Consider the following 25,926-nt stretch of genomic DNA (forward strand, 5'->3'; position numbering starts at 1 on the left):
CGGCTCGGGTTCGATGAGGAGGACTCGGAGTTCGTCGACCAGTGCCTTGTGGTTGTTCGGGAGCCTGGGACTCAGGCTGAGACGCTGAGCGGCCGTACTCGCGAACGTGCCGGAGACCGGACTCACGCCAAGAAGTCCTCGATCAGTGCGGCCGGATTGGCGGCCCTCGTGGCCTCTTCCTCCCAGCCCGGGCAGTCCATGTCGAACACGACCACGGGCAGGGGGCGGCCGAAGACCCTCTCGATGGTGCCGCTCGCGTGGAGGTGACGGGCGAGATCGAACTCGCCGTCGTACCAGATGCCCAGGTTCCTGGCCTCCTCCTCGTGGAGCGGGGCACCGACCGGGTCCTCAGGGACGTTGCCGAGCTTGTCGAAGCCCTCAAGGATCCAGAAGGCATGGTTCCAGCGCACCTCCCAGTGATCGGAATCCCCGCGCGACTGCTCCTCGTACCGGCTCTCCGTGTTGTAGCCGATGTCCACGTACGGGCGGCGGTTGTCGGCATCTGCACGCCAGATGTTGAAAGCCAGGACGTATATCTCACGCTTCAACTGATCGGGGACGCGCTCCAGGATGCCGGTGGCGGCCTGTCGTAGATGCGTCCGAAAAGTCTTCCGTTCCGTCACGGCGACAGCGTCTCACCTGCCCGTTCCGTCCGGACCGCGTGGGTCAGGTCCCATACCCGTACGGTTCTGTCGTTGCCGCCGGTGACCGCGACGGGCCGGCCGTCCACCACGGTGGTCGCCGCTCCCCGGACCATGCCGTTGTGACCCTTCAGGGATTCACCGATGGGCCGGCCGGTGACCGGGTCCCAGATCCGCACCGTCCCGTCTCCACTGCCGATCAGGGCGACGAGACGGCCTCCCACCACCGCCGTCGTCACCGAGCCCACCTCGGAGCGCACGTCCAGCGGTTCGGCCGCGGGCCGGCCGGTGGCCAGGTCCCATACCCGTACCGCTCCGTCGAGGTCACCGGTGACGGCGATGGCACGACCGTCGATCACGGCTGCCGCCGCGGCGCGTACCTCGTCGGTGTGGCCCTCCAAAGGCTCACCGACCGGCGTCCGGTCGGTCAGGTCCCACACGCGTACGGTTCTGTCGTTGCCGCCGGTGACTGCGACGGGCCGGCCGCCCACCACAGCTGTCGCCACCGCCTCCACCCAGCCGGTGTGGCCCGGCAGACGCTCACCGATCTGCTCCCGGCCGGCCAGGTCCCATACCCGTACGCCACCGTCGGCATGACCGGTGACAGCAACGGGGCGCCCGTCCACCACAGTTGTGGCCACCGCGCACATCCGGCCGACGGTGTCGTCCAGCGGTTCGCCGAGGTGCAGGCCCGTCGCCAGGTCCCACATCTGTATGAGGTCGCTCCCGCCACCGGACAGGGCGACGGGGCGGCCGTCGACCACGGCTGTCGCGACTGCCCATACTTCGCCGTTGCGCGACAAGCCGTTGTGGCCGACCAGGGGTCCGCCCACGGGCCGGCCATCGCCGAGGTCCCAGATCCGGACCGTCTCGTCGTGACTGCCGGTGACGGCGACGGGTCGGCCGTCGACCACGGCGGCCGCCAGCGACCAGACGCCGTGTTCGTGGCCGGTCAGGGTGGAGCGGAGGCGGGATGCCAGGTCAGTGCGGGGGGCATCGGACATGAACGAGATGGTAGAGCTGCCGGAGACCCGTTCCGTGAAACCACGTAACCGCATACGTAACGGACGAGCCGGGAACCCTTGCCCGACCGGCCTCACACTGGTGCGAAGTGGGCTGTCCGGCAAGTGGCCGAGAAGTGCCAGGTGGCCTCTGACCAGCGAGGACGAGGATGCTTGAGGTCCTTGGATCGTGTTGGAGACCTCGTCGGCGTCGGCATCCCCACTGTCCGAAGCACCGACTAGGTTTCCTCCATGAGCGTTCCCGACGTCATCCCGATCAGCCACGAGCCCGACTACCGCACGAGCACCATCGGGCGCTGGCAGGGCGGTCAGTTCTTCGCCTCGGTCACCGCGGCCTTTCCCGAGGGCTGGAGTGACTGGGACGGCGACGACTGGCAGGCCCAGAAGCGCTGGTGTGCCGTACTCCATCGGTTCGACGAGGCCGGCCGGCACCTGGACTCACGTATCCAGTTCACCGGCACCACGGCGGAGGGGGAGCAGAAGGCGACCGCCGCTGCCGAGCAGCTGCTCGGTGAGTGGCTGGACGCGCTGCCCGAACGGCAGTACCGGGACATCGTGATCGCGCCCTTCGAGGTTCGGTTCGAGGGTGCCCTGTTCGGCCTGGTCGTGGAGGAGCAGGACGAAGACGACGGCGGCGTGGGCGCGGAGCTCCACCCGGACGGTCTGGGCTTCTACCCTCCCTGGGACGGCTGTTACGACACATGAGCGAAGAGACGGCGAGACGGCAGAGCGGCACCTGTCCGCGTACGCGATCGACAAGGACACCTTCCTCGGGATCGTCGGCTCCCACGACGACACGCTCGTCCGGACCGCCCTCGACAGCATCGGGGAACTCACGAAAGCCCGCGCGCTCCTACGGGCCACGGACGCGTCCGAGGTGGAACCCGCACTCCGGGAGATCATCACCGGCCGGCTCGACCCGTCCCGCCCCGGCGGATACACCTGGCTCCTGGAACTCCTCGGCCCCGTTCTCGGTACCCCGCTCGGCGCGCTGACCCTGCCGGGACGCGGCCGGCACCGACTCGACGAGGCGTTCCACGCCTGGCAGTTGACGACACTCGGCGACCTGTGGGGACGCCGCTGGGCCTTCCCCTGTCCCGACACAGACCCCTGGCCCATCCCCCTGCTCGCCTCGAAACCCGACCTCAACCGCATCCACGCCGAACTCACCGGATTCGACCCTGCCCGAATCCACGACAACCACGCACTCCTCCCGAGCGGTGACGACGATGACGCCGAAGAGGCAGAGTGGCTCCTCGGTAACGAGCTACCGACCTTCGTCGAGGGCGCCCTGAACTCGGGCGGCGAGCTGCTGTTCCTGCTCGACGGGGCGAAGTGATCGCCGCGGCGAAGCGATCGCGCTCGACGGCCGGCTGTACCGCAACGACTCCTGCTGGGTGCTCACCTTCCACCGGGGCCTCGTGGCGCGGGCGCACGCTTACCTGGACACAGTGGCGATCCGTGATGTGACGGACCGCGTGAACCCCGCGTTCTGACGACCACCACGGGTCAAACGACGCACCAAGGCATGGAGATGGCGATTTCGCCCAACTATGCAGCCCTGCCGGTGGGGTGAGACGCGCCCAAGGTCACCACCACCCCTCTCCGCTACTGCGCTGGAGCACCTCTTCCCCAAGGCTGCCCTGTAGATCTCCGTCTCAGGGTCGCCGCGGGTAGTCAGGGTGATCGGCGTATACCGAGGCAAGGTCGAGCAGGTCGTCGCATGGCCAGCTCTCGCCGTCGTATTGGCAGTCATCGCGGTTGTCCCACGGTAGTTCGGGGTCGCCCGTAGCGGGACTGAGCAGATGGCGGGCGAGCACGCGTTGCTTGGCTTCGACCTCCCGTAGAACGCGAGCCGGGTCGTGCAGCGCCACGTGCAGGGCGATCGCAGGGTGGAAGCCCGGGAGTTCTCTTCGGCGGAAGTCGACGGTGTGCCCGTGAGCGGTCCACTCCCCGTCGCCGCCGCTGTTGCAGCGTCGGGCCAGTTCGGCCTCTTCATCCAGCCGCGCGTGGAGGAACGTCACCAGGTCTTGGCTCATGGGGTCATCCTGGGCGATGAGCCGAGCCCGGTCGCCTGATGTGCATGGCGCGGGCGATCATCGGTCTACTGGCTGATCGGAAACACTGCTCACGGCATCCCACAGTCCCTGGGCGTGCTGATCGGTCAGGACTTCGTCCGCGTCGTCAACTTGTGCCGTCGCAGGAACGCGTCGACGAGCCCGTCGGTGAATTCGGGGCTGATCGGTTCGTCGGTCACCAGCACGCGGTAGTAGAGAGGGCCTACGAGCTGGTCCGTCTCGGCCGCCATGTCGAGGTCCGCAGGCAGCTGGCCCCTGTCCACGGCCCGCTCCAACGGCAGCCGGTCGCGGCGGCGTTGCCCGTCGAGGTATCGGGACCGGAAGTCCTGGGCGAACACCGGATCGTGCTGTGCCTGGGCGATCAGCGCCTTGAAGACGGCGCCGGAGTCGGACTCACTGAGGAACCACGCCAGTCGGCGCAGATAGTCGCGGAGGTCGAGGGCGATGTCGCCGGAGTCGGGAGCCGTGAGGTCCTCGGTCGCGTCCTGGAGGAAGGCGTCCATCAGGACGTCGGTCTTGCTCTTCCACCAGCGGTAGATGGTCTGCTTGGCCACACCGGCCCGTGCGGCGATGCCCTCCATCGTGACGCCCGCGAAACCCTTCTCGACGAGCAGGCCGTCGGCCACGTGCAGTACTGCCAGCCGGGCCTGTTCGCTGCGTCCGTGCCGGTTGCCGTGGTGACGCCGCCCCGATCCGCCGGTGCTGCTCGCCTCGGCGGCGTTTGTCGCAGATGCCATTTCGCCTCCCGTCGGTCAGAGTATCGCCTCTAGGCAGGACGCAACGTTGCGTCTACTCTAGCTCTCATGACACACACGCACACACTCGCCGACCCCCGCATCGAGGCGGCCCTCGGCCGGATGTTCGAGCAGGCCGAGCAGGACGAAGTCACTGCCGCACGCGTCAGCGCCCAACTGCCCGGGGGGTTCGCGCCGCTGACACCCCAGGAGCGGGCCGACGCCGTGGCGGAGGTCTACATGCCGGTCTCCGCCAGAGGCGGGGAACTGCTGTACAACCTGGTCCGGGCCGTCCGCCCGGCCACGGTCGTCGAGTTCGGCATGTCCTTCGGGATCTCCACGCTGTACCTGGCCGCGGCCGTACGGGACAACGGCACCGGACGCGTCATCACCACGGAACTCAGCAAGGACAAGATCGCCGCGACCCGCCGGACCTTCACCGAGACCGGCCTGGACGACCTGATCACCGTCCTGGAGGGAGACGCCCGCGACACCCTCCGCAGCCTCGACGACCCCGCTGACTTCGTCCTGCTGGACGGCTGGAAAGAGCTGTGCCTGCCCGTCCTGCGGCTTCTCGAACCGCGCCTGCGGCCCGGCACGCTCGTCGTGGCCGACGACGTCGACCTGAGCGGTCTGCGACCGTACCTCGACTACGTACGCGACCCGGCGAACGGATACCAGAGCGTGACGTTCCCCGTCGAGGACGGCATGGAGATCAGCTGCCGCCTCTGAGCGGCGCGGCGAAGCACGCCCGGCCGGATCGAGACGAACTGCCGCGCCCGCGCATCTCCACTGCCCTCGCCGCTCGAAGCGATCTCACAGGTAGTCGAAGAAGCGGTCCCACCAGGTCCGACGGGCGGAGGAGCCGAGTCCGCTCACGCCGTCGTATCGAGCCCGGAGCAGGTGCTCGGAGACGTTCGTGTAACCGAGAGCCTTGAGTTCGTCGTCGATGCGCCGACGGTCGGCGTTCTCGAAGAGGACGTTCTCCTCGTCCTCGCCGTAGCTGCCGGGATTGCCCAGGGTCACGGCTGCCGAGTTCCCGAAGTTGCTTACGATCACGGTGATGCGTTCCCCGCTGGCCGCGGCGGTGTCGGGGATGACGATCGTCCCGTGGTGGCTGGCGTCCTGGACGCCTCGGTCGACGCTGCACGTGCACCGGAAGCGCCGGTCGAGGCGGCCCGCGAGCCGGTCGAACCTTGCTCGCGCGGCGGCGTGATCGTACCCGCGTGGAAACTCCAGGTGGTTCGGATCGTCGAGGCGCCGGAGCAGATCCCAGACGTCCTGGTCGTCAAGGGGCACGTACCGCTTCTCCTGCCGAATCGGCCATTTCCGCAGGCTACAGGCGCAGGACCGAGGGCTGCGAGCTCACCGAAACGACCAGCGGTGACCGGCCGGTAGTACGTACCGCGACTACGTGGTTCCCCGGATGCGTCGCCCCAGCCCACAGAGCTTGACTCGGCGTAGGCCGGAGAGGTGAGCCCGGACGATCGCCGGTGGCTGCTCCTACACGTTCCGCTCGTCGTCACACCGAGCGCCGGACCCTGGCGCACGGCATGAGGTCGATACGGAAGGCGGGGGCCGGTGGGCGACGCGTACGAAGTCGCGCTGGTGGAAGGCCGGGTGGCGGCCAGGGCCAGGTCGGGCCGGCGGTCGCCGCCGCGGGACCTGATGGTGGTCGGCGACGACCCGGACGAGGGGGACGTCACGGAGGCGGGCGGGCCGCGCGTGGTCGACCTCGACGGCGAGCCCGTACGGCTGTCCCCGCGGACCGTGACCTTCCCGCACCCGGCGCTGCTGCCGGACCGCGACGACCTGCGGGAGTTCGCGGCCGAGCTGGGGATCGCGCAGGGCGTCGAGCAGCTCCACCGGGCGGTCTGGCGCAAGCCGGCGGATCTGGACGCCAGGGCGACGCAGGTCCCGGAGTTCGCCGGGGGACGGTTCCCGACCCGCGCGGTGCTGGCCGCGCGTGCCACCTTCCTCGGCCACCGGGTGCCGGGTGCCCGGGCAGTCCGCCGGGTGCGCGACGGGGCGTACACCGTCGAGGCCGCGGTGCGGATCGGGGAGGTGTCGACCGGCCCGCTGACCTGGCACGAGCCGGACGGCGGGACGCTGCGGCCGGCCGAGGTCGGCTCGGTGGCCTGGTCGGAGGGGGTGCGGATGGCGGCGGCGCTGTATGCCGGACGTGTGATCGACGAGGGGACGGGCGCGTGAGCGGGGCGTACGAGGAACTGCTGGCGGCCGGGGCCGTGCTGCCGCTCGGTACGGAGGGCGCCGGCGAGCGGGCGGTGCCGTGGACGGCACGGTCGTACACGCACCCGGCACTGGACGACCGAGTGGTCGTGCGTCTGGTCCCGGGGGAGTTGGGCGCGGCGGAGGACGAGGCCGTCGGTCACCTCGGCCTCGCACCGGACGGGGAGCCGGTCGAGGTCGGGCTGGGGGCGCGGCAGGCGCTCGGCTTCCCGGCGTGGGTGCTGGTGCACCACCCCGAGGACGGACGGCAAGCCCTGGACGTCGTCCCCGAGTTGGAGCGGATCGCGCGCCGGGCGAGGACCAGGCCGAAGGCCGCCCTGAACGCCTACCGGGAGACGGCCCGGCAACTGGCCGCCGCCGTACCGCACTTCCTGCCCACCTTCTACGAACAGGCGGGCCGCGTCTTCCTGTCGGCGGGCAACCCCACGTACGCCGGGCAGATGTTCGGCCGGGCCCGCGACGCCGAGGCCGAGCACGGGCTCACCGTCGACGAGGAGCGCTGGGACGCCGTCTTCCTGGAGTTCGCCCTCGCCGGCGCACTCACGGCGAACGCGCTGTCGGGGTACGCCAGGGAGCTGGCCGCCCGGGTCCCGGCGGCCGAGGCCCTGGAACGCTTCACCCGCCTGTGCGTACGGCGCACCGCGGGCGGACTCGTACCGTCCGCCCGGCTCGCGGCCGACGTCCGCAGGCTGGTCCGCGCGGCCGGTGCGGACGGGGACGCGGCCGAACAGGCGTACGTGGCCGACCTGTTGGCGCTGCCCGTCACGGCGAAGGCGGCGCCGGGCTGGTGGAAGAGCCACCGCACGGCCGTCGTCGCCGTCGCCCGGCGTGAACCCGAGGTGCGGGGCAGGCTGCTGGACGTCATGCCCGACTCCGGCGACCGCGCCGTACTGCTGCTGTGGCTGGACCTCCTGGAGGAGTCCGGGGCTCTCGCGGGGCTCTGGGACGACACGCTGCCCGACGCGGAGCGCCCGCGGGACGGCACCGCCGGCTGGTTCGTCCGCTTCCTGAAGTTCCAGGCGCAGGCGCAGAGTTACCACGAGCCCACCCAACTCCCCACTCTGTACCGGATCACGGAACTGTCCGCCGACCGACTGCGCGCCGAACTCGCCGATACGGGAGGGGAGTTGCGGGCGGGGCACGATCTGGACCTCCTGGACCTGCTGCTCACCCTCGACGTGCCCGCCGGCATCCACCACCAGGTCGAACCACGCCGCTGGGCGAAGGGCGACGACCGGCGCGACCTCCTCGCCCTCGCCGCCGACGAACGGTTCCGGCACGCCTTCCACGAGGCCGCCGACACCTTCGGCGACACCGAGGACGACCTCGACACGATCCGCGTCCTCGCCCAGTCGCCCGGCGGACGGCCGATGCTGGCCGACTGGGTGCGCGAGGTGGCGCGGCGCGCGACCACCACCGGACTGCCCGGCCTCCCCGACGAGACGAGTCGGCTGGCCTGGCTCCCCGGCGAGGCCCTCAGACTCGCCCCGGACGCGATGCGGGAGGTCGCCGCCACCGACCTCGCCCCGCTCCTCGCCCGCACGCTCAGGGCCGGGCTCATCGACGAACTCGGCTGGCCCGCCTGGGAGGAGGCGGCCCGCGACCTCGTCCGCGGCCGGAACGTCGAGGACCTGTACGTCGCCGACGCCTGGCCGCACCTCATCACCGCCGGTCCCGCACAGGTCCGGGTCATCGGCACCGAGGGCACCGTGCTCACCCACGACCTGCGGCTGCCGTCCCGGGGAACCTACGGCCACCCCGGGATCCACTTCGTGGACGGTGAACTGCTCGTCCACTGGGGCACCTACGACCAGCAGCTGTACGGGTACTGGCACCACGACCCCGACCGGATCCTGACCCTGGAGGGCACCCGCGCCATCCGGGGCATCCAGATGAACTGGTACCTGGAGGGCGCCGGCGTCCCGACCCTGCCCCTGCCCGGCGGTGGCCGGACCACCGGCGCCGGCGTCCTGCGCCGAGGCGACACCACCGTGCCCGCCGAGGCCGGCCTCCTCGGGGACGGCACGTCCTACTGGGTCTGGGGAGGGGAGTGGCTGGAGTACGACCCGGCGACCGGGCGACTCGGCCGCCCGAGCGCGCCCGCCTTCCTCACGGGGGCCGACGGCTCCTGGTCGCCGGGCTCACTGGCCCCCTACCCCTACGACGAGCCCACCCCCGCCGGTGTCCCGGTGGACGGCCTGCTCGGCTGGCGTGCGGGACGCCGGCCCGACCACTCCTGGTACGGCGAGGACCTGGCCGGACGCCGGGTCACCGTGCCCGAGGAGCGGGGGATGCCGTACGCCGCGATCCGGTTCCCCGGCGCCGAGCGGCTCACGGCCGTCGTCCGGGACGGCTGGCGTATCGAACTCGTCGACCCGGACGGAACCGTGAACGCCTCCGCGAGCGTGGACGGACCCCCCGGCGTCTTCGCGGCGGGCACCCCCATCCTGCCGCCGCTGCGGTACTGGCACTGCCTGCGCCCCCGGGACCCGCGCGGCTCCGATGCCCTGCGCCGGATAACCGAGGACACGGCGCGGGCACTGCTCGAAGCGGCCGAACCAGAGGCCGCCGTAAGGGAGTTGCTGCCGGAGGTCACCGACAGCGCACTGCGCGCGGGCATCACCGGTGTGCTGCGGTACGCCGCCGAGCAGCAGAAGGTCTTCCACACGGCGGCGACCCGGCTGACCGGGGAACTCTCCGGCGCCGGCGAGAAGGAGGGCCCCGCCGGCCCGTCCGACCGGCTGCTGCGCGAGGCGCTCAACGGCCTCGACGGCTCCCGTGGGCACGGGTGGTACCAGTACACGGCCGACCGGGACAACGTCTTCCGGCGGCTGCGGGCGCTGGGGCGGGCGTTGCGCGGGGCTGACGCGTCCGTACGGCCCGCTGGCGATCTCGTACCGGCGGCGTCTGCGGCCGACGCGCCCGTATGCCTTGCCACCGACCCAGCACCGGCTGTGTCCGGGGCCGACATACCCGTATGCCTTGCCGGTGATCTCGCACCGGCCGTGTCTGCGGCCGACGCGCCCGTACGCCCCGCCGACGGCCCCGTACTTGCCTCGTCCGCGGCCGATGCCCTCGCCGCGCAGCCCGCGAGCGTGTCCCACGAGCCCACCCCCGCCGTACGCCTGCACCTCGACGGCCGTGAACTCCCCGGCGGTTACCTGGACGAGGAGCCCACGGCAGGCTTCCTCGCGGCGACGGCGTTGCGGGCCGTGTCGCCCACCACCGCGCCGGAGCACCGGGAGGCCCTGGTGACGCTGCTGCGGGAGTTCGACGCGCTCGGGCTGGCCTCGGGGGAATCGTGGCGCCGGGTCTCCCTCCACCTCGACGCGCACCGACTGCGCACCGCGGACGGCGAGCGGCGCGACGGAAGCCGGACGGGCGTCCTGCCGCTGGACGGCGGCGCCTTCCTCGCGGTCACCCGGTGCGCGTCGAGCCACGAGAGGCACGGCTGCGACCTCACGGCGCTCTTCCACGACCCGTCCGGCCGTTTCGAGGCCCCCGCCCCCTACACGCTCACCGCCACCTCCCCGGTCGGCGAGGACCGTGAGGCCGGCTGGCTCACGGCGTTCCTCACCGAGGTGGACCGGCGCGGACCGGCCCCGTGGATCCCGGCTGCGGCCGAGGAGTTCGCCCGGCTCACCGGCGTCACCCCGACCATGGCCCGGCTGATCGTGGCCGGACTGCCGCAGATGGACAGCGACGACCGGTCGTTCCTCACCCCCGAGGCACGGGCCGTACTCCGCGTGAAGGTGACGGACGCGACCCTGGCCAAGGACGAACTGCGCGCCATCGACGCCCCGGTCCTCAGGGCCGTCGCAGCCGCACTGCTGCCCCGCGACCCGGCCCGGCTGTGGACGGACGGCCCCGACACGGCGGCCGCCGCGGAGGTCTGGAACAGCGAGGTCGGCAAGCGCGCCGTCCTGCCCGAGGCGCTGCTCGGCGAGGCGCGGCGCGTCCTGAACGCCGAGCACTGGATGCTCGCTGCGCTCCTCGACCCCGCCTCCGAACCCCGCCTGAGCCGGGACCTGGAGTGGACGGTCACCGGGGACCGGGCCCGGCCGGTCGACGAGGACGCCGTCGGTTTCACCGCGGCCACCCTCATCGACACGGTCGTCGTGGCCGCCTGGCTCGCACACCGCCTGCCCGCCGGCGACCCGATCCGCGCCGCGCTGCCCGCCGCCCTCACCGCGCTACGGGACCGGCTGGCCCACCCCGGCCTGCTCCTCGACCTCGTCGAGTACGTCCGTCTGTCCGACTTCCGCAAGGCGGCCGGCCGGCCCACCGAGGTCACGACGGGCTACGAACGGTACGGCGCGGTCGTCATGGCCACGCTCGACGACCAGCCCGCCCCCGCCCTGCACGTCGCCCTCCTCGACGAGGCCGGCCAGGACCCGTACCTGCCCGCGCTGCGCTTCGCCCGGGAGGGGGCCCCGTTCCCGGCGGAGGTGGCCCTGCGTCTCGCCCGCGCCCCGCACTTCGCGGCCCAGCTCGCCGACCCGGGCGACCCGGTCGCGGGCGAGCGCGGCAAGGACGGCACCTGGTATCCGCAGGACCCCACCCGTTCCGTACCGGACCTGGTGACCGAGGCGGCGAAGGAGTACGGCCTCGGCGAGGACGCCGCCGCCCTCTACCTGATGCTCCTCGCGATGCCCGACCCCACCGACCGCGACACGGCCCGCTGGACCGGCTGGAAACCCGCCCGCCTCACAGCCGCCCGCACCGAACTCGCCGCCACCGACCTCGTGGTGGAAGCGAGCCGCAGCCGCGCGGGCCGCTCGCTGTTCCTGCCGGGCGCCTGGGAGGCACTGCCGTTCCCGCGCCTGCCGCTGGAGCGGTGGAAGCTGCCGCTGTACGGCGAACTCGCCGAGGTCCGCGTGGGCCGGCTCGTACCGACCGAACCGGCCCCCGATCTGTACCGCAGGGCCTGGCGGCGGATCAGGGAGGGCGATGTGCCGCGCCTCGGGCAACTGAAGACGAAGAGAGGCCACCGCCGATGACAGAACGCAAGATGGTTGAGGATCCCGCGCCCCGACGGCCCCTGGACGGCGAACAGATCGACCGGCGGCTGACCCGGATACGCGAACTGCTCACACGGTGGGACGCGTTGCGGCCGGGCGGCGGCGAGGCGTGGCGCGGGGCGTTCACACCGCTCGACGAGGCCGAGGTGACCGCGTTCGAGGCCCGCAACGGGCTGCGCCTGCCGGAGAACTACCGCCGCTACCTGCTGGAGTTCGGCGATCCCGGGCACGGGCTGATGCGGTACGCCGCCCAGCCCTTCGGGAAGGAGGACGACCCCGGCTACCGCAGGCCGTTCCCGCTGCACGAGTCCTGGGCCGGGAGACCGGACGAGATCACCGAGTGGGAGGAGACGGAAGGCACCGACTTCTTCGAGGCCGGACCGGGCGAGTTCTACGCCCAGTTCGACGACCCGGCACGGGCCTTCTACGACCTCCCGGAAGGCGCCGGCCCCGACGACGGCACCCTGGTCCTGGGCGCGACCCGGAGCCACCTGCTGGCCCGGCTCGTCCTCAACGGCCCCTGGGCGGGCACGGTCTGGCTGGACAGCTTCGGCTACGACGGACAGCTGAAGGAACCGGCGGACGACCGCTACGACGCCCTCGCGTTCCGGGAGTTCGCCGACGTGCAGAACTGGCGGACCCTCGTCGAACTGCCGTGGTTTCCCGCCCCGGTGGACGGGGTCGCGGACCCGGCCCCGGCGGACTTCCTCGACCTGACGGTGGACTGGCTCCGCCACGAGGTACGGCGGGCGGAGTCCGAACGGGCCTGCGACCGGCTCGACCTCGCCGCCGTCGCGGAGGCCGGGCGGCGACTGCTGTCCCCCGAGGAGTACGGCGGCCTCAGGGGACACCGGTACGGCACCTTCAGGCCCTACCTCGCGGGGCTGATACGGGAGGAACTCCTGCGCAGCGCACCCGACCCGGCCGCCCGCGAGCGGATCGTCGAGTTCACCGAGGCGTCGGGCGGGACCCGGAGCCTGCCCACGGCACTGGTCCTGGCCGGGCGCTGGCAACAACTCCTCGACGCCGAACGGAACATGCCGGAAGCACAGCGCAGCCCGGTCCACCTGGTCCTGGCCTCGGTGATGCTCGGCGCGGACCCGCCGACCGCTCCCGCCGCCTGGCCACACCCGGAACGCCTCCCCGTCGACCGGTGGGTGGTGCTGCACACCCTCACCCATGCCGCCGACGAACACCGCCGCCCGGTCCTCGACCGCCTGCCCGAACTGGGCCCGCTCCTCGACCTCACCGCGCTGCCCGCCACCGTGGAAGCGCTCGACGAGCTGCTCACCGACGACCTCACCGCCGTGGACCGCGACGCCGTCACCGTGGCGCTCGTACGGGCCCTGCACACGGCAGCCGCCGACGGCAGCGCGCCCACGGACCTCGTCGACCGCCTGTGCGCCCTGGCCGTGGCGGCCGACCGGGTCGGCGAGGTCTTCGCCCTGCTTGCCGCGGTGGCGGGGGACCGCTGGCCCGACTGGCGTGCCGCCCACCACGACGGGCGGGACGTCCTGGACGCCGTCCGCAGGGGACACGCGGGGCGAGGATGCCCATGAGCGCCATGACGCCTACGGCTGCCCAGGCGGAAGACTTGCTGAACGGCGCCAGGTGAAGCGCGTCCACCCGACGACCCCACCGCGGCTACTCCGCCAGCACCGAGGGGTGAAATCTCCTGTCAGAACGCCATGACGAACGAAAAGAAGGTGAACCCCATGCACGGAGTTCCACTGACCGAGCGGGTCCTCGAAGTGGTCCGGCGCGATCCGGCGGCCAGCGCGCTGTCGTACGCGAACGTGCCCTGGGTGACGGGCGGCGTCCCCCGGCCCCTGCCCGAGGACAGGCTCGCGGCCGCCGCGTTCCCGTCCGGCCGCCCGCTGTCGCCGAGCCTGCGCGCCTGGCTGGCGTACGACACCAGCCTGCTGGAGCGGCATGACTGGTTCACTCCCGACGGCGAGTTCGCGCCGCGACCGCTGGACGAACTCATCTCGGACGAGATGGGCCAGTTCTGGGGCACGGAGTTCGCGTGGCTGTCCGGGCGTCTGCCGGAGTGCTTCCTCCTCCCCGGCGGCTCGGACTCACGACGGATCCTCGCCGTGACCGAACCGGACGAGGAGGGCGAGTACCCGGTGTTCGCCCTCGACCTGGACGACATGCCCTACCTCGGACTCATGTACCCGGGCTTCGACGTCTACCTCGCCGACACGGCCGACCTCCTGGACCTGCCCAAACGGAAGACCTACTCGGACCTGATCGACCACAGGACCTACGGCCCCCGCATGCGCCGGCACGCCGCCCAGTGCCTGGCTGGAGAGGCGTGCGTGGAGTACCCCTTCGAGTTCGCGCGGGTGTACGCGGAACTGCACCCCGAGGCGGGGCACGAGTGACGCGGGGCCGTCGCGTCAACGCACCTCGACGGCCCCGTCCTGCGAGGTGCGGAACCTCTCCACCCGGGCCTGGACCTCCACGGTCACCGTTCCCGTGGTGAGCGGGGTGTCGAGCAGTACGTCGGTTCGCATCGCCGTCAGACTCCCAGGCCGTACAAGTCGCAGAGGTCGGGCTCCAGTTCGCGCCAGTCGGCGATCAGGGTGCGGTCGCCTGACGCTTCTCCTGCCGCCTCGATGGCCTGGAGTACGTCGATAAGCGGAACCTCGCGACAGTCGGGATGCTCGACCGGCGGGAACCGGACCGCGAAGCCCCGCCGGAGGAGTATGTCCATCACCCGGAGGTGCGTGAACGAGCAGTCGTGCTGGGCCTGAACCCGGTACAGAGCGCCGATCCAGCACCGCACCTGCAGGTCGTCCGCCGGGTAGCGGGAATCGAGGAGGCGGACGGACTGCTCCACCAGATCCTCAACCCAATGATCCGACACGTGTGTACCTCCTGAACCCCACGGCCTCCGGACCGGATCGACCACGGCCCGGTAAGGCCCACTCTCGCCCCGGACGCCCCCTCGGATGCTCTCCCGGCGGGAACTTCAGTGGCGGATTACGTGGTTCCACCGAGCCTGGTGACCGTGGGGCCGTGTCTACGATCACCGGCATGGACATGAACGCTTGGTGGGGGCTCGTCGACAGCGCTCGGGCCGCGGTCGGTGACCGCGCCGACGATCGTGATCTGCCGGATGATCCACTGCCTGAGGCGCTGGTCGATGTCCTTGCCGCGCTTGAGCCGGCCGAGATCATCGACTTCTACGTCAAGTACGTCGAGGTGGAGGACTCGGCGTATCGGCATTCTCTGTGCATGGCCGCCTACTTGATTGAAGGCAGCTGTACGAGTGACGGGTTCATGGACTTCCGTGGCGGGCTGATCCTCCTCGGGCGGGACACATTCGGTCGCGCGGTGGAAAATTCCGACACTCTCGCCGACTTGCCTACGGTCACCCGCATGAGCCGTAAGGAAGGCGGCTGGATCGGCTACGAGTGTGTGAGCTATCTGATCTCGGACGCATACCAGAGAATCCAGGGGGAGACCGACTCACTCGATGCGGCGGTCGAGACCGCGCTACGAGACATGGCGCGTCCGGACAAGCCGCTGGGCGAGGAATGGAACCGGGACCCCGAAGACACAGAACAGTTGAGGCGCCGTCTCCCACGCCTCGCAGCGCTCTTCCTCGACTGACCCCAGACATATCCCTGACTACGCTGACGGCATATGGACGCGATCTTCAGACTTCCGCCCCAATCCCCGCTGGCCACGGCCTTCTCCGAGAACTGGAGTCTGCTCCCGCTGCGCGTCCCCATGGGCTGGAACATCGTCTACAACACCCTGCTGGCCCGGCGCCTCCCAGATGGAAGAGTCGAGGTCAACGACTCCGAGGACCTGTACTGGGCACGCACCGTACGACCACCGTGGCTGACCGAGCAGGAAGCGCTGCGGAAAGGCGGCGTACAGGCCCGGGAGATCAGCATCGACGCCGGCTGGTACTTCGGCCACGGCTTCCGCATCGTCGTCCTCGACCCTGACTGGGATCACGAGGGAGCCTCCTTCGCGACGTCCGATCTCGACGAGTTCGTCGCCACGCTGGAGGGGTGGATGCGAATGATCACCGAGCGGGGGGAACTTCCCGAGGGGTGAGGCCGATCCAGGACGGGAAGTCGACGGACTCGACTTCGAAGCCCGCAGGACTCAGGTCGCCCAGATCGGAGGAGAACACGGCGGAGTCCGGAGCGTCGGCACGCAGGAGAAACCCGCGGCCCCCGCTGTCATCGCCGATGAGCAGGAAACCCGGTGCGTACTCCGCCACTTCGTAGGTGGCGTTGCGTTCGCCGATGCATCCGGCTGAGTACACGGTCACGCCGGCGTCAGTCATCAAACCGTCCGCCACCTTCCACAACGCCACCAGCGGAGCCGGAAGGGGCAGCGCAAGCTCCGCCCGCGCTCGCGCCACATCGGCCGACGAGGCCGCCGTCGACTCGGTCATTCCGCTGTCTCTCCTTATCGTCAGACATGCCCACATCCAACCAGCCCCTCGTGCCCTGCGGCGGCGGACCCCACGGCCGCTCGGGAAGCGCTACTCCCGATCGGCGTCGAAGAGCCCCGCCGTGACCTGAGGCAACTCGATGATGTCGGTCAAGGTCCACAGACCGTCGCCTGCCTGAGGACCGTCTCCGTACGGGGCCTGGGAGTGCCCCGAGGCCAGTGCCACCACCTGGCGGGCGGGATCGGGCAGGTAGGTCAGGCCCACGACCCCGAACCGGGCCCGGCCACCCGCTCGGGCCGCCGGCCGGTCCGCCAGCTGTGCCATGGTGGGCGCCCGGGAGAAGGAGCCGGCGTAGAACTCGATCACCGGGAACTCGTTCGCGCCGTGCAGCTCGTGGACGAAGGCGGCGTGGAAGCGGCCGGCGAGTCGGACGGAGACGACGTCGCCGGGGCGCAGGAAGGTGACCGTCCGGGGACTCCGCGGCCGACGCGTCAGCGGCGTCGGCGCCGACCGGAGCAACGCCTTGATCGCGGGGGACTGCCTTTCGAACGCGTCGGACAGGACGACACGACGGTTGAGCCCATCGACCGAGGCGAGGGCTCCAGTGGTGACGGCGCCGTCCTGGAACCCGTACTTGTGCAGCAGGGTGGCCAGCGCCACCCACCCGACATCCTGGGCCGGCGCGTCAGCGTCGTCGAGCAGGCAACGCCAACGAGCAAGGAGCGGCGGCACCACCGCCCGCTCGACCTCCGCATGGGACAGGCCACGGTACGACATCTGCCTGCCGGTCCACCGGGCCACGTCCTCATTCATCGCCTGGACGATCTCCCGAGCGGCGAGCTTGTCCAGGACCTGCTGATGCTTCATGCCCCGAAGCATTACAGGACAACGGTGGACTACTGGTTCCTCCTCGATCCGCCCGCCGGATAGAACTGCGCGTACCACCGCCGCAGCGCCCGAATCCCCTGCTCGTGCGGCAGCAGTACCGGGCGCGGCAGATGGACCTTGTGGTCCCAGATCCGTACCTCGTCGCGCACCTCGCCGAGTGCCTGCGTACGGAACACGAGCTTCAACAGCGGTGTCAGGAAGGGCAGTCGGGGCGGCTTGCGGAGGTAGTACAGCATCCGCAGCTCGCTGGTGCGCTCGTCGACGGGCGTGCTGAGCGCGACGGCCGTCAGGGACAGCACGGGCCCCTCCGTACGGACGACCATGACCCCCGGCCCGTACATGAACGCGTCGAAGGTGTTGTCGATGTCCCACTTCAGGACCCGCCGCCCGATCCGCCCCCGCGCCTCCGCGAACGGCCCGTCCTCCTTCCACTCCTGCGCCAGCGGCTCCGGCTGGCCGTGGATGAAGTGGAAGTGGGACTCGTCGACGATGTTCTCCCGCATCTCCTGCACATGCACCCGGGCCCGGCAGGTGTCCTCGATCGGCGCCGCGTACCCCCGGTCGGCGGTCTCCGGGATCCCCGGCACCTCCCACTCGGGCTCGCCCGGGCCGACGTACACGAACACCAGCCCGCTGTGCTCGCGCACCGGGAACCCGCCGAGCGCGACCTTCGGAACCCGCTGGGCGAACGGCGCCTCGACGCACCGCCCGTCCGCCCCGAACCGCCACCCGTGGAACGGGCACTCCACCGCACCCCGTACGACCTTCCCGCCCGCCCCCAGATGCGCCCCGTAGTGCGGACAGTGCGCGTCCAGCACCGCCGCCCGCCCGTCCTCCCCGCGGAACGCGATCAGCGCCCGCCCGAAGTAGTGCAGACTCGCCACCCGCCCCGCCCTCAACTCCCGGCTCCGCGCCACCGCGTACCACCCGTACGGCACGCTCGGCATCGGATACGCGTCCGCCCGCGGATCGCGCGGGAGGCGGGTGAGGTCATCGCGTCTGCTCCGTGATCGCATGCGGCGATGTTAGCGATCCTGGAGCGTTCAACTACCCCTGAGTACAAGGAAGTTGGCGGAAACCCGCGACTCGTGTCCGATTGCCATGAGTGACGATCCCGGCTCTCTGGGTAGGTACCGCGTGACCACAGGAAAGGGGAACGCCCGTGCCCGAGGGCCCCGAACGCGAACCGGCCACCGTCAGGATCCCCCAGGAGGCGATCGCCCCCTTCGTCGCCGCCCTCCAGGTCGGGATGGCCGCCATGGTCGAGGACTCGGGCGGCCGGGAGTGGTACTACCCGATGGGCCAATGGGACCAGGAACACGTCGAGTTCGCCCTCGCCCCGAACGCGGACGAGGTCCTGGTCCGCATGTCCTCGAACCGGTCCCACGTCATCGTGCTGCCGATGAGCGCCTGGCACGACCTGGTGGGACAGGTGGCGCTCCCGGAGTGAGCCGGGCCCCTGCTTCCGGGACCTTTCGGCGAGCGCCTTCGCCAGGGACAGGACGCCCGCGACGAACGCGAACACGCTGCCGCCCGCCTGGACGACAGTGAACCAGTGCATGACTGACCTCCGACTGTGCGGGCGGGACCGGCCGGTTCCCTTGTGGGCGAGGCCAGTTCAGCGCGGCGGAGGGGCTTGTGGCTGATCGGGACGACTCGACATTCCGGAACAACTCGGCGCGCGCCTCGACGCGTTGCGCGTGCGGCGCGAACTCTCCTTCCGGCAGCTCGGCATGCCGCAGAGCACCGCCGCCGACCTGGTCAGGGGCGAGGCGTGGGAGATGGGCAACCTCCGCCATTTCCTTGAGGGTTGCGGTGCGCCCAGGGCGAACTGGGCTCCTTGGCTGGCGGCGTTCGAACGCACCAGGACCGGGCCCCCGCCCGCCACCCGCGACGCGGTCCGCGTCCGGGACACCTCCCCGAGGCACCTCGATGTGCACGCCGCGATCCACGTGTCCTGCCCGTTTGGAGATCTCCCCGTCTACGTCCCGCGCGACCTCGACGAACGGCTGCGCGCCGCCCTCGACGCGGGCCGGTTCGTCCTGCTGGTCGGCGGCACCGGCCTCACCGCGTCCACCGTCCGCGCGTGTTCCTCGCCGGCACGCTCTGGCCCGACGAGTACACCGTTCCTACCAGTGTCACCAACACCGCCATGATGCGGACAGGTGGTCCGGGAACGGATGCGGTCGCGATCACCGGCCTGCGCACGCGTACAGCTCAGGAGCGAATTCTCCCGCATGCTTGCCGACTTACTGGCCGATCGGCACGGACTCGACGACGCGCGGAGGGCGTTGAGGGTGGCTGCCGACGCAGGGCAGGACGGAGCCCCGACAACCTGACCGACTTCCGCACCCACCACAGCTTCCCTGCGATCCCGCCCCACGGCCTCACCCCCCACCCCCGACCACCTCCGTCCGCCCATCCGGAAACCCCACCTCCACCCCACCTTCCACCTCCCGGGCCCAAGCCCCCGACCACCCCACCTCGGGATCCGCCGTAAGCACCACCAGCGTCACCAACAACCCCCCCGCCCCCACCAACACCGGCGTCCCCGACCACACCCCATACGCGTTCTGCCCCACCCCCGAAACCACCCCACCCTCCCGCACACCCCCCAACAACGACACCACCGCACTGGTCAACCCGTCCTCCCGCCGCACCACAGCCCACCCCTTCCCGCACGACCCCACAGGCGCGGCCGCATCACTGGCCACAGCCCACCCCCCTTCCCGCACCACGGCACCCCCCGCCCCCTCCACCGCATGCACCCGAACCTCCCAGGCCCGATGCACGACACTCGTCGTGGTGACCCTGCCCGAACCCCCCACCGGCGCATGCCACGAAGCCCCCACCCCCACCCGATGAATCCGCCCTCGGCGCGAACCCCCCACCGCCAGATGATTGTCGACCCCACCCGTCAGATCCCCCGGCGGAGTCTCAGGCGCGGTCACCGACGAATAGCCGAACCGCGTGTAATGAGGATTGGCCTCGGAGACAGCCGGCGCAGGCGCCAGCCGATCGCTGCCGTGGTTGACGAGCCGTACGATCCCGTCGGCGGCGGTCGACTGGAGCAGCCACCCCGGAGCCCCCAGCACCAGACACCGGTCCTTGTCGTCCCGAGGCTCCTCGGGGGCGGTCCACACGGGATGGTCCGGCGGCAGCAGCAGCCCGAGGAACGCCTTGGCGGCCCAGTAGGGCGAGGCGGGCCCGGAGTACGGCTGGGTCACCGGCAGGAACTCCCGGTACCACCCGAGCCTCAACACCCCGTCCGAGTCCGGGACTTGCCGCTCGGAGAAGTGCCGCAACGCCCCCGAGGCGAGCTGCCGGGTCCGCCCCGGCGACAAGGGGGTCGCATCCGCCAGCACCCCCGCCCACAACGGCGCGACAACACCGTACCGATACGTCAAGGACCGCCCTTGATGCACAGGAGCACCGTCACCCCCGAAGAAGTACTGGTACGTCCCCAGGAACTCCCGCAATCGCCCCCGGTGCCGGGCGACCACGGCGGGATCCGCCCGCACCCCCGCGATCCGGGCCCACAGCACGGGGTACAGATGCAACGCCCAGGCGTTGTAGTAGTCGAACTTCTGCCCGTCCCCGTCGGTGTACCACCCCTCGCCCCGATACCAGTCGTCGAGCCGAGCGAGCCCGGCGTCGATCTCCCCCCGGTCGGACAAGGCCCCCACGGACGCGAGGAACTCCTCCACGATCACCTGGAACAACCGCCAGTTGGAGTCGTTGACGACGGCTCCCACGAAGCCGCTGAACCACTCGACCACCCGCCCCCGCACGGCATCCGGCAGCAGCTCCCACAGCCACTCCCGCGTCTCGTGCAGCGCGACGGCGACGGACGCGGCCTCCACCATCGGCTGCCCCCGATCGGTGATGGGCGGCCAGTGCTCGGGATGCGAGGGATCGGTCCCGGCGGCCAGCCCGGCGGCGTAGCGCGAGATCAGCGCCTCCATCCCCACCCCCCGAGCCCCCGCGATGCGGAACGCGGCCAGCAGGAACGACCGCGCGTACCCCTCCAGCCCGTCCGACCACACCCCGGCGTACCCGGTCCGCCCCGGCAGCCGGTACTGCGCGAACCCGGGCGTCGCATACGGCACGAGCGCGTCGAGGAGCCGATCCGCCGCGTCCTCCCACACCGCACGGTCGGCGCTCACGCGGGCGGCCCCACGCTCTCGCGGACGACGATATGGGTCCCCAGCAGATGCCGCCCGCCATGCTCGCCTCCGTCGCGCACGGCGAGCCGTACGGCGGCACGCCCCAACTCCTCGGCCGGCGTACGGACGGTGGTGAGCGGCGGGCTGAAGTCCTCGGCCAGAGGTATGTCGTTGTAGCCGACGACCGACACATCGTCAGGTACGCGGAGCCCGGCCTCGGTGACGGCCCGCAGCACCCCGGCGGCGACCATGTCGTCCCCGGCGACGACGGCCGTGAACTCCCGCCTCTCCCTCAGGAGTTGCCCCATCGCGCGCCGCCCGGCCTCGCGCCCGAGCCCGCAGTCGACGACGTACGCGTCCCCCGGCGGCAACCCGTGCTCGGCGAGCGCCGCACGGTACCCCCGCACGCGCGCGTCGAGGGCGGTGTTCCCCGGCAGCCCGCCGAGGAAGGCGATCCGGCGGTGCCCGGCGGACAGGAGATGCGCGGTGATCGCGCGGGCCCCGGCCTGGTTGTCGAACTCCACGACCAGCGTGGGGAGTTCGGGATCCGGCGAGGGCCGTCCGCACAGCACGAGCCGGGCCCCCGACGCGCTGAGCGCCTGCGCGTAGTGCGCGACCCGCTCCCGGTACGCGTCGTCCTCGACGACCCCGCCGACCAGGATCACCACCCGCGCCCCCTCCTCCCGCATGAGCTGCACGAAGTCCATCTCCCGCTGCGGATCACCCCCGGTCGTACCGACCAGGCACAGCCAGCCCCGGTCGGCGGCCTCCGCCTCGACGCCCTCGGCGACATGGGCGTAGAAGGGGCTGGTGACCTGGCGCAGGACGACGGCGACCATCTTCCGGCCGCCGCCGACCAGCGCGCGGGCGTGCGCGTTGGCGACGTAGTCCAGCGCCCGGGCGGCCCGCAGGACGCGGGCGCGGGTGGCGGGCGGGACCGGGTAGTTGCCGGAGAGCACCCGTGACACCGTCGCCACCGACACCCCGGCCCGCTCGGCCACTTCGCGGATCGTGACCCGTTCCCTCGCCGTCATCGTGCCCTCGCTGTCATCGTGCTGCGTGTCCCCTTCTCGTCCCGGTCGGTCATGAGGCGGCGGCGTGCTCCTTCGCCAGCTCGTCGGCCATTCTGTCGCCGCCGCGCGCACGCCACGTCTTCACGGCCGTGTCGTACGCGGACAGGGGCGAGCGCCCGGCGATCACGGCGGTGACCGTGTCGTCCATGAGCGCCTTCAGTGTCGTCCCCTGCGTGGTGCGGGTCGTCGACTGGAGCCCGAAGGAGGCATCCCGGATCGCGACGGGCACCACCTTCCGCTGCCAGGCGTGCACCGCCCGCACGACCTCCGGCCGGCCCGGCACGAACAACACCTGCGGCCCCTCGGCGAGATACCGGAACGGCAGGTTGGTGACGTTCTCGACCTCGCCGAGCCGGTTCGCCTCGGGCGACCCGTCCGTACCCCGCGTGAAGTGCGTGCCCTCCACCCCGTAATGGATCAGCTCCCACTCCTTCGTACCGAACGGCGCGGCGAGGAAGTCCAGGACGCGCAGCAGGAGTTGGATGCGCTCCTTCTTCGCCTTCTTCAGGACGGTGTACCCGAACGACCGCCGCGCCGCGACGATTCCGCCGGGTGTGCCGCCAACCGCGTACGGCAGAGCCGGAGTCGGTGTCAGCAGGCCCTCCGCGTCCGGGTACAGGGTCTGGTAGGAGCCGAAGCCGTTCTGCATCGAGCCGACCGTGCCGTTGAGGAACAGCGTCGTCAGGTCGGACGTCGACATGGAGGCGGCGTCGGGGTGGTAGAGGCCCTTCTTGCGCAGCTCCGCCTGGAAGGCGATCGCCGCTTTGTAGCGTTCGTCGGTGTAGTTGGGCCGGAACACCCCCGCACCGTCGACGGCCCACCCGGACGGCGCGTTGTGCGCGGCGGCGTGCACCGCGTTCCCGAACACGGAGCCGGTGCCGGCGCCGAGTGCGTACCGTTTGCCGCTGGTTGCCTTGCGTGCGACGGCCGTGAAGTCGTCGGACGTCCACCCCTCGCGCATCCCCGCGTCCGTGAACACGCCCTGGTTCAGCCACAACGTCGAGCCGGGCAGCGGGCGTTCGAGCGGGACGCCGTAGATCAGGCCCCCGATCCGGCCCATGTCCCGCCAGGCGTGACCCGGTATGTTCGCCAGGTTGGGGTACTCCGCCGCCGCCTCGCCCGACAGGAACGGCGTCAGATCCTCGGCCCTGCGCTGCACGAACTGTGCCTCGCGCGGGAGTTGGAACCCGGAGAAGACGTTGATGACGTCCGGCAGCGCGTCCGGGTCGTCGGCCATGACGGTGGCCATCTTCTTCTGGTAGTCGTCCGTCGGGATGACCGTGAACTCGACCTTCACGCCGAGCGCCTTCTCGATGGCCTGCCAGTACCGGTTGTCGGCACGGCCCTTGGGCGGCGTACCGAACGTCACGGACATGACGCGGATCGTCGAACCGTCACCGGGCGTGCGCTTGACGGAGGTTGAGAGGTCGGCGGGGTAGGAGGTGTACCCCGGCTGCACTCCCGCCTCGGTCGGCGCGAGATCCGGCCTCGCGCCCGGCGCCGGCCGGTACACGGGCCAAGGGGCCAGTTTCTTCCCGGAGTTGGCGGTGTCGCCGTCGTCCTTGCCGGTGGAACAGGCGGTCAGCAGACCGGGGACACTCGCCGCTGCCATCGAACCGAGCAGCGCGCGTCGGGAGATGCGGGACATGAGCGGGACCTTTCCGAGTCGGCTCTTCATGACGTCGGCTTGTGACGGCGTCAGCTCTTGACGGCGCCGGTGAGCACGCCCTTGGTGAAGTACCTCTGCAGGAACGGGTAGACGAGCAGGATCGGTACGGTCGCGATCACCAGCACCGCCATCTGGATCGTCTGCGGCGCGCTGACCGTGCCCTCGCCCGTCGTCGTGTCCGTCAGCCCGGTCCCCGCGATCACGTACGTCCGCAGGACCTGCTGCAACGGCCAGTGGTCGCTTTCGAGATACAGCGACGCGTAGAACCACGAGTTCCAGTAGGCGACCGCGTAGAACAGCCCGACCACCGCCAACGCCGCCTTGGACAACGGCAGTACGACGGACCACAGCACCCGCAGATCGCCGGCCCCGTCCAGCCGCGCCGCCTCGTACAGCTCCTCCGGGATGCCCTGGAAGAAGCCGCGCAGGACGACCAGGTTGAACACGTTCACCAGCACCGGCAGCACCAGCGAGGCGTAACTGTCCAGCAGGCCCAGCTGTTTGACGAGGAGGTAGTTCGGGATCATGCCCGGCGGGAACAGGAACGTGAACAGGATCAGCAGCAGCACCGGACGGCCCCCGAACACGCCAGGGCGTGACAGCGCGTACGCGAGCGTCACCGTGCAGGCCAGGCTCAGCAGTGTCCCGGCGAGCGTCACCCCGGCGCTCACGCCGAGCGCGTGCGTGACGATCCCGCCGTCGAGGATGTCCCGGTACGCCTTCAGTGTCGGATCCTGCGGCCACAGCACCCAGCCCCCGTTGGCGACCACCTCCCGCTGCGAGGCCAGCGACGTCGACAGGATCACCAGGAACGGCACGCACACCAGCAGGATCACGGCCGTCAGCGCGAGCGCCTTGCCCGCCTGCGTGAGCGGCTTCGGCCGCTCCATCCACGCCGGCCTCACCGGTACACCCCCTGCTCGCCGAGCCGGTGTGCGACCTTGTTCGCCGCGTACACCAGCAGCGCGCCCACGATTCCCTTGAACAGTCCGGCCGCCGCCGCGAACCCGTAGTCGCCGCCGACGATCCCCTGGAAGTACACGAAGGTGTCGATGACCTCGGCGGCCTGCGGACCCACCGCGTCCCGCTGGAGCAGCATCTGCTCGAAGCCGACGGACAGGACGTCGCCCAGCCTGAGGATCAGCAGCAGGATCAGCACCGGACGGATCGCGGGCAGCGTCACGTGCCAGAACCGCCGCCAGGGTCCCGCCCCGTCGATCGCGGCGGCCTCGTACCGCTGCTCGTCGACCTGCGACAGCGCCGCCAGGAAGATGATCGTCCCCCAGCCGGCGTCCTTCCAGATCACCTGCGCGACCACGAGCGGCCTGAACGCGTCCGGGTTGCCGACGATGTCGACCGTGTGCAACCCGGCGTCGTCCAGATACCCGTTGAGCATCCCGGTGTCCCCGAGCACCTGTTGGAACAGGGCCACCACGATCACCCACGAGATGAAGTGCGGCAGATACGCCACCGACTGCACGAACCGGCGCACCGACGACCAGGTCAGACTGTGCAGCAGCAGCGCGAGCCCGAGCGGCACGGGGAAGAAGAACACGAGCTGGAGCAGCGCGATCCACACCGTGTTGGCCACCGCGTCCCAGAACGCCGCGTCCTCGAACATCCGCCGGAAGTTGTCGACGCCCGTCCACGGACTGCCCCACAGGCCGTCGAACGGCACGTACTCCTTGAACGCGATCACGTTCCCGACGAGCGCGCCGTAGTGGAACAGCAGGAAGTACCCGAACCCGGGAAGCATCAGCAGGAACAGCGTCCGGTGCTGAAAACGTTTTAACCCGCCCTGCCGCTTGTGCTGTTCGCGCCTGAGAGCCGTTTTCCCCGGTCGTTCACGTAACTGCACCGCCACGGAGCCTCCTCGGCTCGGGGTTGGGAGTGAGGCGAAGTTAAAACGTTTCCAGAGCGCGGTCAACGCCTGTGACAGGAACCGCAGATGAGCACGGGCC

General features: G+C 70.9%; 25 protein-coding genes. 11 read left to right on the forward strand and 14 right to left on the reverse strand.

The annotated features are described in order from the left end of the window. Window positions 1-122 precede the first annotated feature (122 nt). Window positions 123-623 carry a hypothetical protein gene (locus ACLZOT_RS00790; RefSeq protein ID WP_416966671.1) on the reverse strand — a complete coding sequence of 167 codons (501 nt, stop codon included), beginning with the start codon at window positions 621-623 and terminating at the stop codon, window positions 123-125. Then, on the reverse strand, window positions 620-1,645 hold the full coding sequence (locus ACLZOT_RS00795; RefSeq protein WP_416966672.1) for a WD40 repeat domain-containing protein: 1,026 nt from the start codon (window positions 1,643-1,645) through the stop codon (window positions 620-622). Before ACLZOT_RS00795 ends, ACLZOT_RS00790 begins: the two co-directional genes overlap by 4 nt. A 249-nt stretch (window positions 1,646-1,894) precedes the next feature. Here ACLZOT_RS00795 and ACLZOT_RS00800 point away from each other — a divergent pair, with 249 nt between their 5' ends. Next, window positions 1,895-2,368 (forward strand): hypothetical protein, encoded by a 474-nt coding sequence (locus ACLZOT_RS00800; RefSeq protein ID WP_416966673.1) that lies wholly within the window; start codon window positions 1,895-1,897, stop codon window positions 2,366-2,368. Window positions 2,369-2,540: 172 nt separating this feature from the next. After that, window positions 2,541-3,002 carry a hypothetical protein gene (locus ACLZOT_RS00805; RefSeq protein ID WP_416966674.1) on the forward strand — a complete coding sequence of 154 codons (462 nt, stop codon included), beginning with the start codon at window positions 2,541-2,543 and terminating at the stop codon, window positions 3,000-3,002. 319 nt (window positions 3,003-3,321) lie between these two features. On the opposite strand, the gene ACLZOT_RS00810 is transcribed toward ACLZOT_RS00805, so the two are convergent. After that, complete coding sequence (locus ACLZOT_RS00810) at window positions 3,322-3,702, reverse strand: DUF6221 family protein (protein ID WP_416966675.1); 381 nt, start codon at window positions 3,700-3,702, stop codon at window positions 3,322-3,324. A gap of 125 nt (window positions 3,703-3,827) precedes the next feature. After that, window positions 3,828-4,478: a TetR/AcrR family transcriptional regulator gene (locus ACLZOT_RS00815; protein WP_416966676.1), complete on the reverse strand. Its 651-nt coding sequence runs from the start codon at window positions 4,476-4,478 to the stop codon at window positions 3,828-3,830. A 66-nt stretch (window positions 4,479-4,544) separates the two neighbouring features. Between ACLZOT_RS00815 and ACLZOT_RS00820 the strand changes: the two genes are divergently transcribed. Beyond that, window positions 4,545-5,207, forward strand: a complete 663-nt coding sequence (locus tag ACLZOT_RS00820) for an O-methyltransferase (RefSeq protein WP_416966677.1) — start codon at window positions 4,545-4,547, stop codon at window positions 5,205-5,207. An 84-nt stretch (window positions 5,208-5,291) separates the two neighbouring features. Here the strand turns inward: ACLZOT_RS00820 and ACLZOT_RS00825 are convergent, their stop codons facing one another. After that, window positions 5,292-5,774: a hypothetical protein gene (locus ACLZOT_RS00825; protein ID WP_416966678.1), complete on the reverse strand. Its 483-nt coding sequence runs from the start codon at window positions 5,772-5,774 to the stop codon at window positions 5,292-5,294. 306 nt (window positions 5,775-6,080) lie between these two features. Here ACLZOT_RS00825 and ACLZOT_RS00830 point away from each other — a divergent pair, with 306 nt between their 5' ends. The 4 genes from ACLZOT_RS00830 to ACLZOT_RS00845 all read left to right on the forward strand — a co-directional run bounded on the left by ACLZOT_RS00830 (window position 6,081) and on the right by ACLZOT_RS00845 (window position 14,133). Continuing rightward, complete coding sequence (locus ACLZOT_RS00830) at window positions 6,081-6,686, forward strand: DUF4132 domain-containing protein (protein WP_416966948.1); 606 nt, start codon at window positions 6,081-6,083, stop codon at window positions 6,684-6,686. Further along, window positions 6,683-11,725 (forward strand): DNA-binding protein, encoded by a 5,043-nt coding sequence (locus ACLZOT_RS00835; RefSeq protein WP_416966679.1) that lies wholly within the window; start codon window positions 6,683-6,685, stop codon window positions 11,723-11,725. The genes ACLZOT_RS00830 and ACLZOT_RS00835 overlap by 4 nt, the downstream gene beginning before the upstream one ends. Further along, window positions 11,722-13,305, forward strand: coding sequence for an SMI1/KNR4 family protein (locus ACLZOT_RS00840; RefSeq protein ID WP_416966680.1), 1,584 nt, complete (start codon window positions 11,722-11,724; stop codon window positions 13,303-13,305). The genes ACLZOT_RS00835 and ACLZOT_RS00840 overlap by 4 nt, the downstream gene beginning before the upstream one ends. A gap of 156 nt (window positions 13,306-13,461) precedes the next feature. Continuing rightward, the gene (locus tag ACLZOT_RS00845) at window positions 13,462-14,133 is read left to right on the forward strand and encodes a hypothetical protein (RefSeq protein WP_416966681.1); all 672 of its coding nucleotides are present in this window, start codon (window positions 13,462-13,464) and stop codon (window positions 14,131-14,133) included. Between the two features lie 137 nt (window positions 14,134-14,270). Here ACLZOT_RS00845 and ACLZOT_RS00850 read toward each other — a convergent pair whose 3' ends face one another. Continuing rightward, on the reverse strand, window positions 14,271-14,618 hold the full coding sequence (locus tag ACLZOT_RS00850) for a hypothetical protein (protein WP_416966682.1): 348 nt from the start codon (window positions 14,616-14,618) through the stop codon (window positions 14,271-14,273). A 170-nt stretch (window positions 14,619-14,788) separates the two neighbouring features. Here ACLZOT_RS00850 and ACLZOT_RS00855 point away from each other — a divergent pair, with 170 nt between their 5' ends. Both ACLZOT_RS00855 and ACLZOT_RS00860 read left to right on the forward strand, forming a co-directional pair. Beyond that, complete coding sequence (locus ACLZOT_RS00855; RefSeq protein ID WP_416966683.1) at window positions 14,789-15,367, forward strand: DUF4240 domain-containing protein; 579 nt, start codon at window positions 14,789-14,791, stop codon at window positions 15,365-15,367. 33 nt (window positions 15,368-15,400) lie between these two features. Beyond that, window positions 15,401-15,823 carry a hypothetical protein gene (locus ACLZOT_RS00860; RefSeq protein ID WP_416966684.1) on the forward strand — a complete coding sequence of 141 codons (423 nt, stop codon included), beginning with the start codon at window positions 15,401-15,403 and terminating at the stop codon, window positions 15,821-15,823. On the opposite strand, the gene ACLZOT_RS00865 is transcribed toward ACLZOT_RS00860, so the two are convergent. The 3 genes from ACLZOT_RS00865 to ACLZOT_RS00875 form a co-directional block, all read right to left on the reverse strand. Beyond that, window positions 15,792-16,169 (reverse strand): hypothetical protein, encoded by a 378-nt coding sequence (locus ACLZOT_RS00865; RefSeq protein WP_416966685.1) that lies wholly within the window; start codon window positions 16,167-16,169, stop codon window positions 15,792-15,794. The genes ACLZOT_RS00860 and ACLZOT_RS00865 overlap by 32 nt on opposite strands. 90 nt (window positions 16,170-16,259) lie before the next feature. After that, entirely contained in the window at window positions 16,260-17,036 is a 777-nt protein-coding gene (locus ACLZOT_RS00870) for a hypothetical protein (protein WP_416966686.1), read from the reverse strand. Window positions 17,037-17,065: 29 nt separating this feature from the next. Further along, the gene (locus ACLZOT_RS00875; protein ID WP_416966687.1) at window positions 17,066-18,073 is read right to left on the reverse strand and encodes a Rieske 2Fe-2S domain-containing protein; all 1,008 of its coding nucleotides are present in this window, start codon (window positions 18,071-18,073) and stop codon (window positions 17,066-17,068) included. A gap of 146 nt (window positions 18,074-18,219) precedes the next feature. On the opposite strand from ACLZOT_RS00875, the gene ACLZOT_RS00880 reads away from it, so the two are divergent. Continuing rightward, window positions 18,220-18,507: a hypothetical protein gene (locus tag ACLZOT_RS00880; RefSeq protein WP_416966688.1), complete on the forward strand. Its 288-nt coding sequence runs from the start codon at window positions 18,220-18,222 to the stop codon at window positions 18,505-18,507. A gap of 250 nt (window positions 18,508-18,757) precedes the next feature. After that, window positions 18,758-19,213, forward strand: coding sequence for a hypothetical protein (locus tag ACLZOT_RS00885; protein WP_416966689.1), 456 nt, complete (start codon window positions 18,758-18,760; stop codon window positions 19,211-19,213). A 231-nt stretch (window positions 19,214-19,444) separates the two neighbouring features. On the opposite strand, the gene ACLZOT_RS00890 is transcribed toward ACLZOT_RS00885, so the two are convergent. Genes ACLZOT_RS00890 through ACLZOT_RS00910 form a run of 5 tightly spaced genes read right to left on the reverse strand, consistent with a single transcriptional unit; the run spans window position 19,445 to window position 25,721 of the window. Then, window positions 19,445-21,223: a DUF2264 domain-containing protein gene (locus ACLZOT_RS00890; protein ID WP_416966690.1), complete on the reverse strand. Its 1,779-nt coding sequence runs from the start codon at window positions 21,221-21,223 to the stop codon at window positions 19,445-19,447. Then, complete coding sequence (locus tag ACLZOT_RS00895; RefSeq protein WP_416966691.1) at window positions 21,220-22,257, reverse strand: LacI family DNA-binding transcriptional regulator; 1,038 nt, start codon at window positions 22,255-22,257, stop codon at window positions 21,220-21,222. The genes ACLZOT_RS00890 and ACLZOT_RS00895 overlap by 4 nt, the downstream gene beginning before the upstream one ends. 49 nt (window positions 22,258-22,306) lie before the next feature. Continuing rightward, window positions 22,307-23,944, reverse strand: a complete 1,638-nt coding sequence (locus ACLZOT_RS00900; protein ID WP_416966692.1) for an extracellular solute-binding protein — start codon at window positions 23,942-23,944, stop codon at window positions 22,307-22,309. Between the two features lie 50 nt (window positions 23,945-23,994). After that, window positions 23,995-24,855 (reverse strand): carbohydrate ABC transporter permease, encoded by an 861-nt coding sequence (locus tag ACLZOT_RS00905; protein ID WP_416966949.1) that lies wholly within the window; start codon window positions 24,853-24,855, stop codon window positions 23,995-23,997. An 11-nt stretch (window positions 24,856-24,866) separates the two neighbouring features. Continuing rightward, window positions 24,867-25,721, reverse strand: a complete 855-nt coding sequence (locus tag ACLZOT_RS00910; RefSeq protein ID WP_416966693.1) for an ABC transporter permease — start codon at window positions 25,719-25,721, stop codon at window positions 24,867-24,869. Window positions 25,722-25,926: the final 205 nt, after the last annotated feature.

The organism is Streptomyces sp. 4F14 (genome assembly GCF_048159485.1).
Taxonomy (GTDB): Bacteria; Actinomycetota; Actinomycetes; order Streptomycetales; family Streptomycetaceae; genus Streptomyces.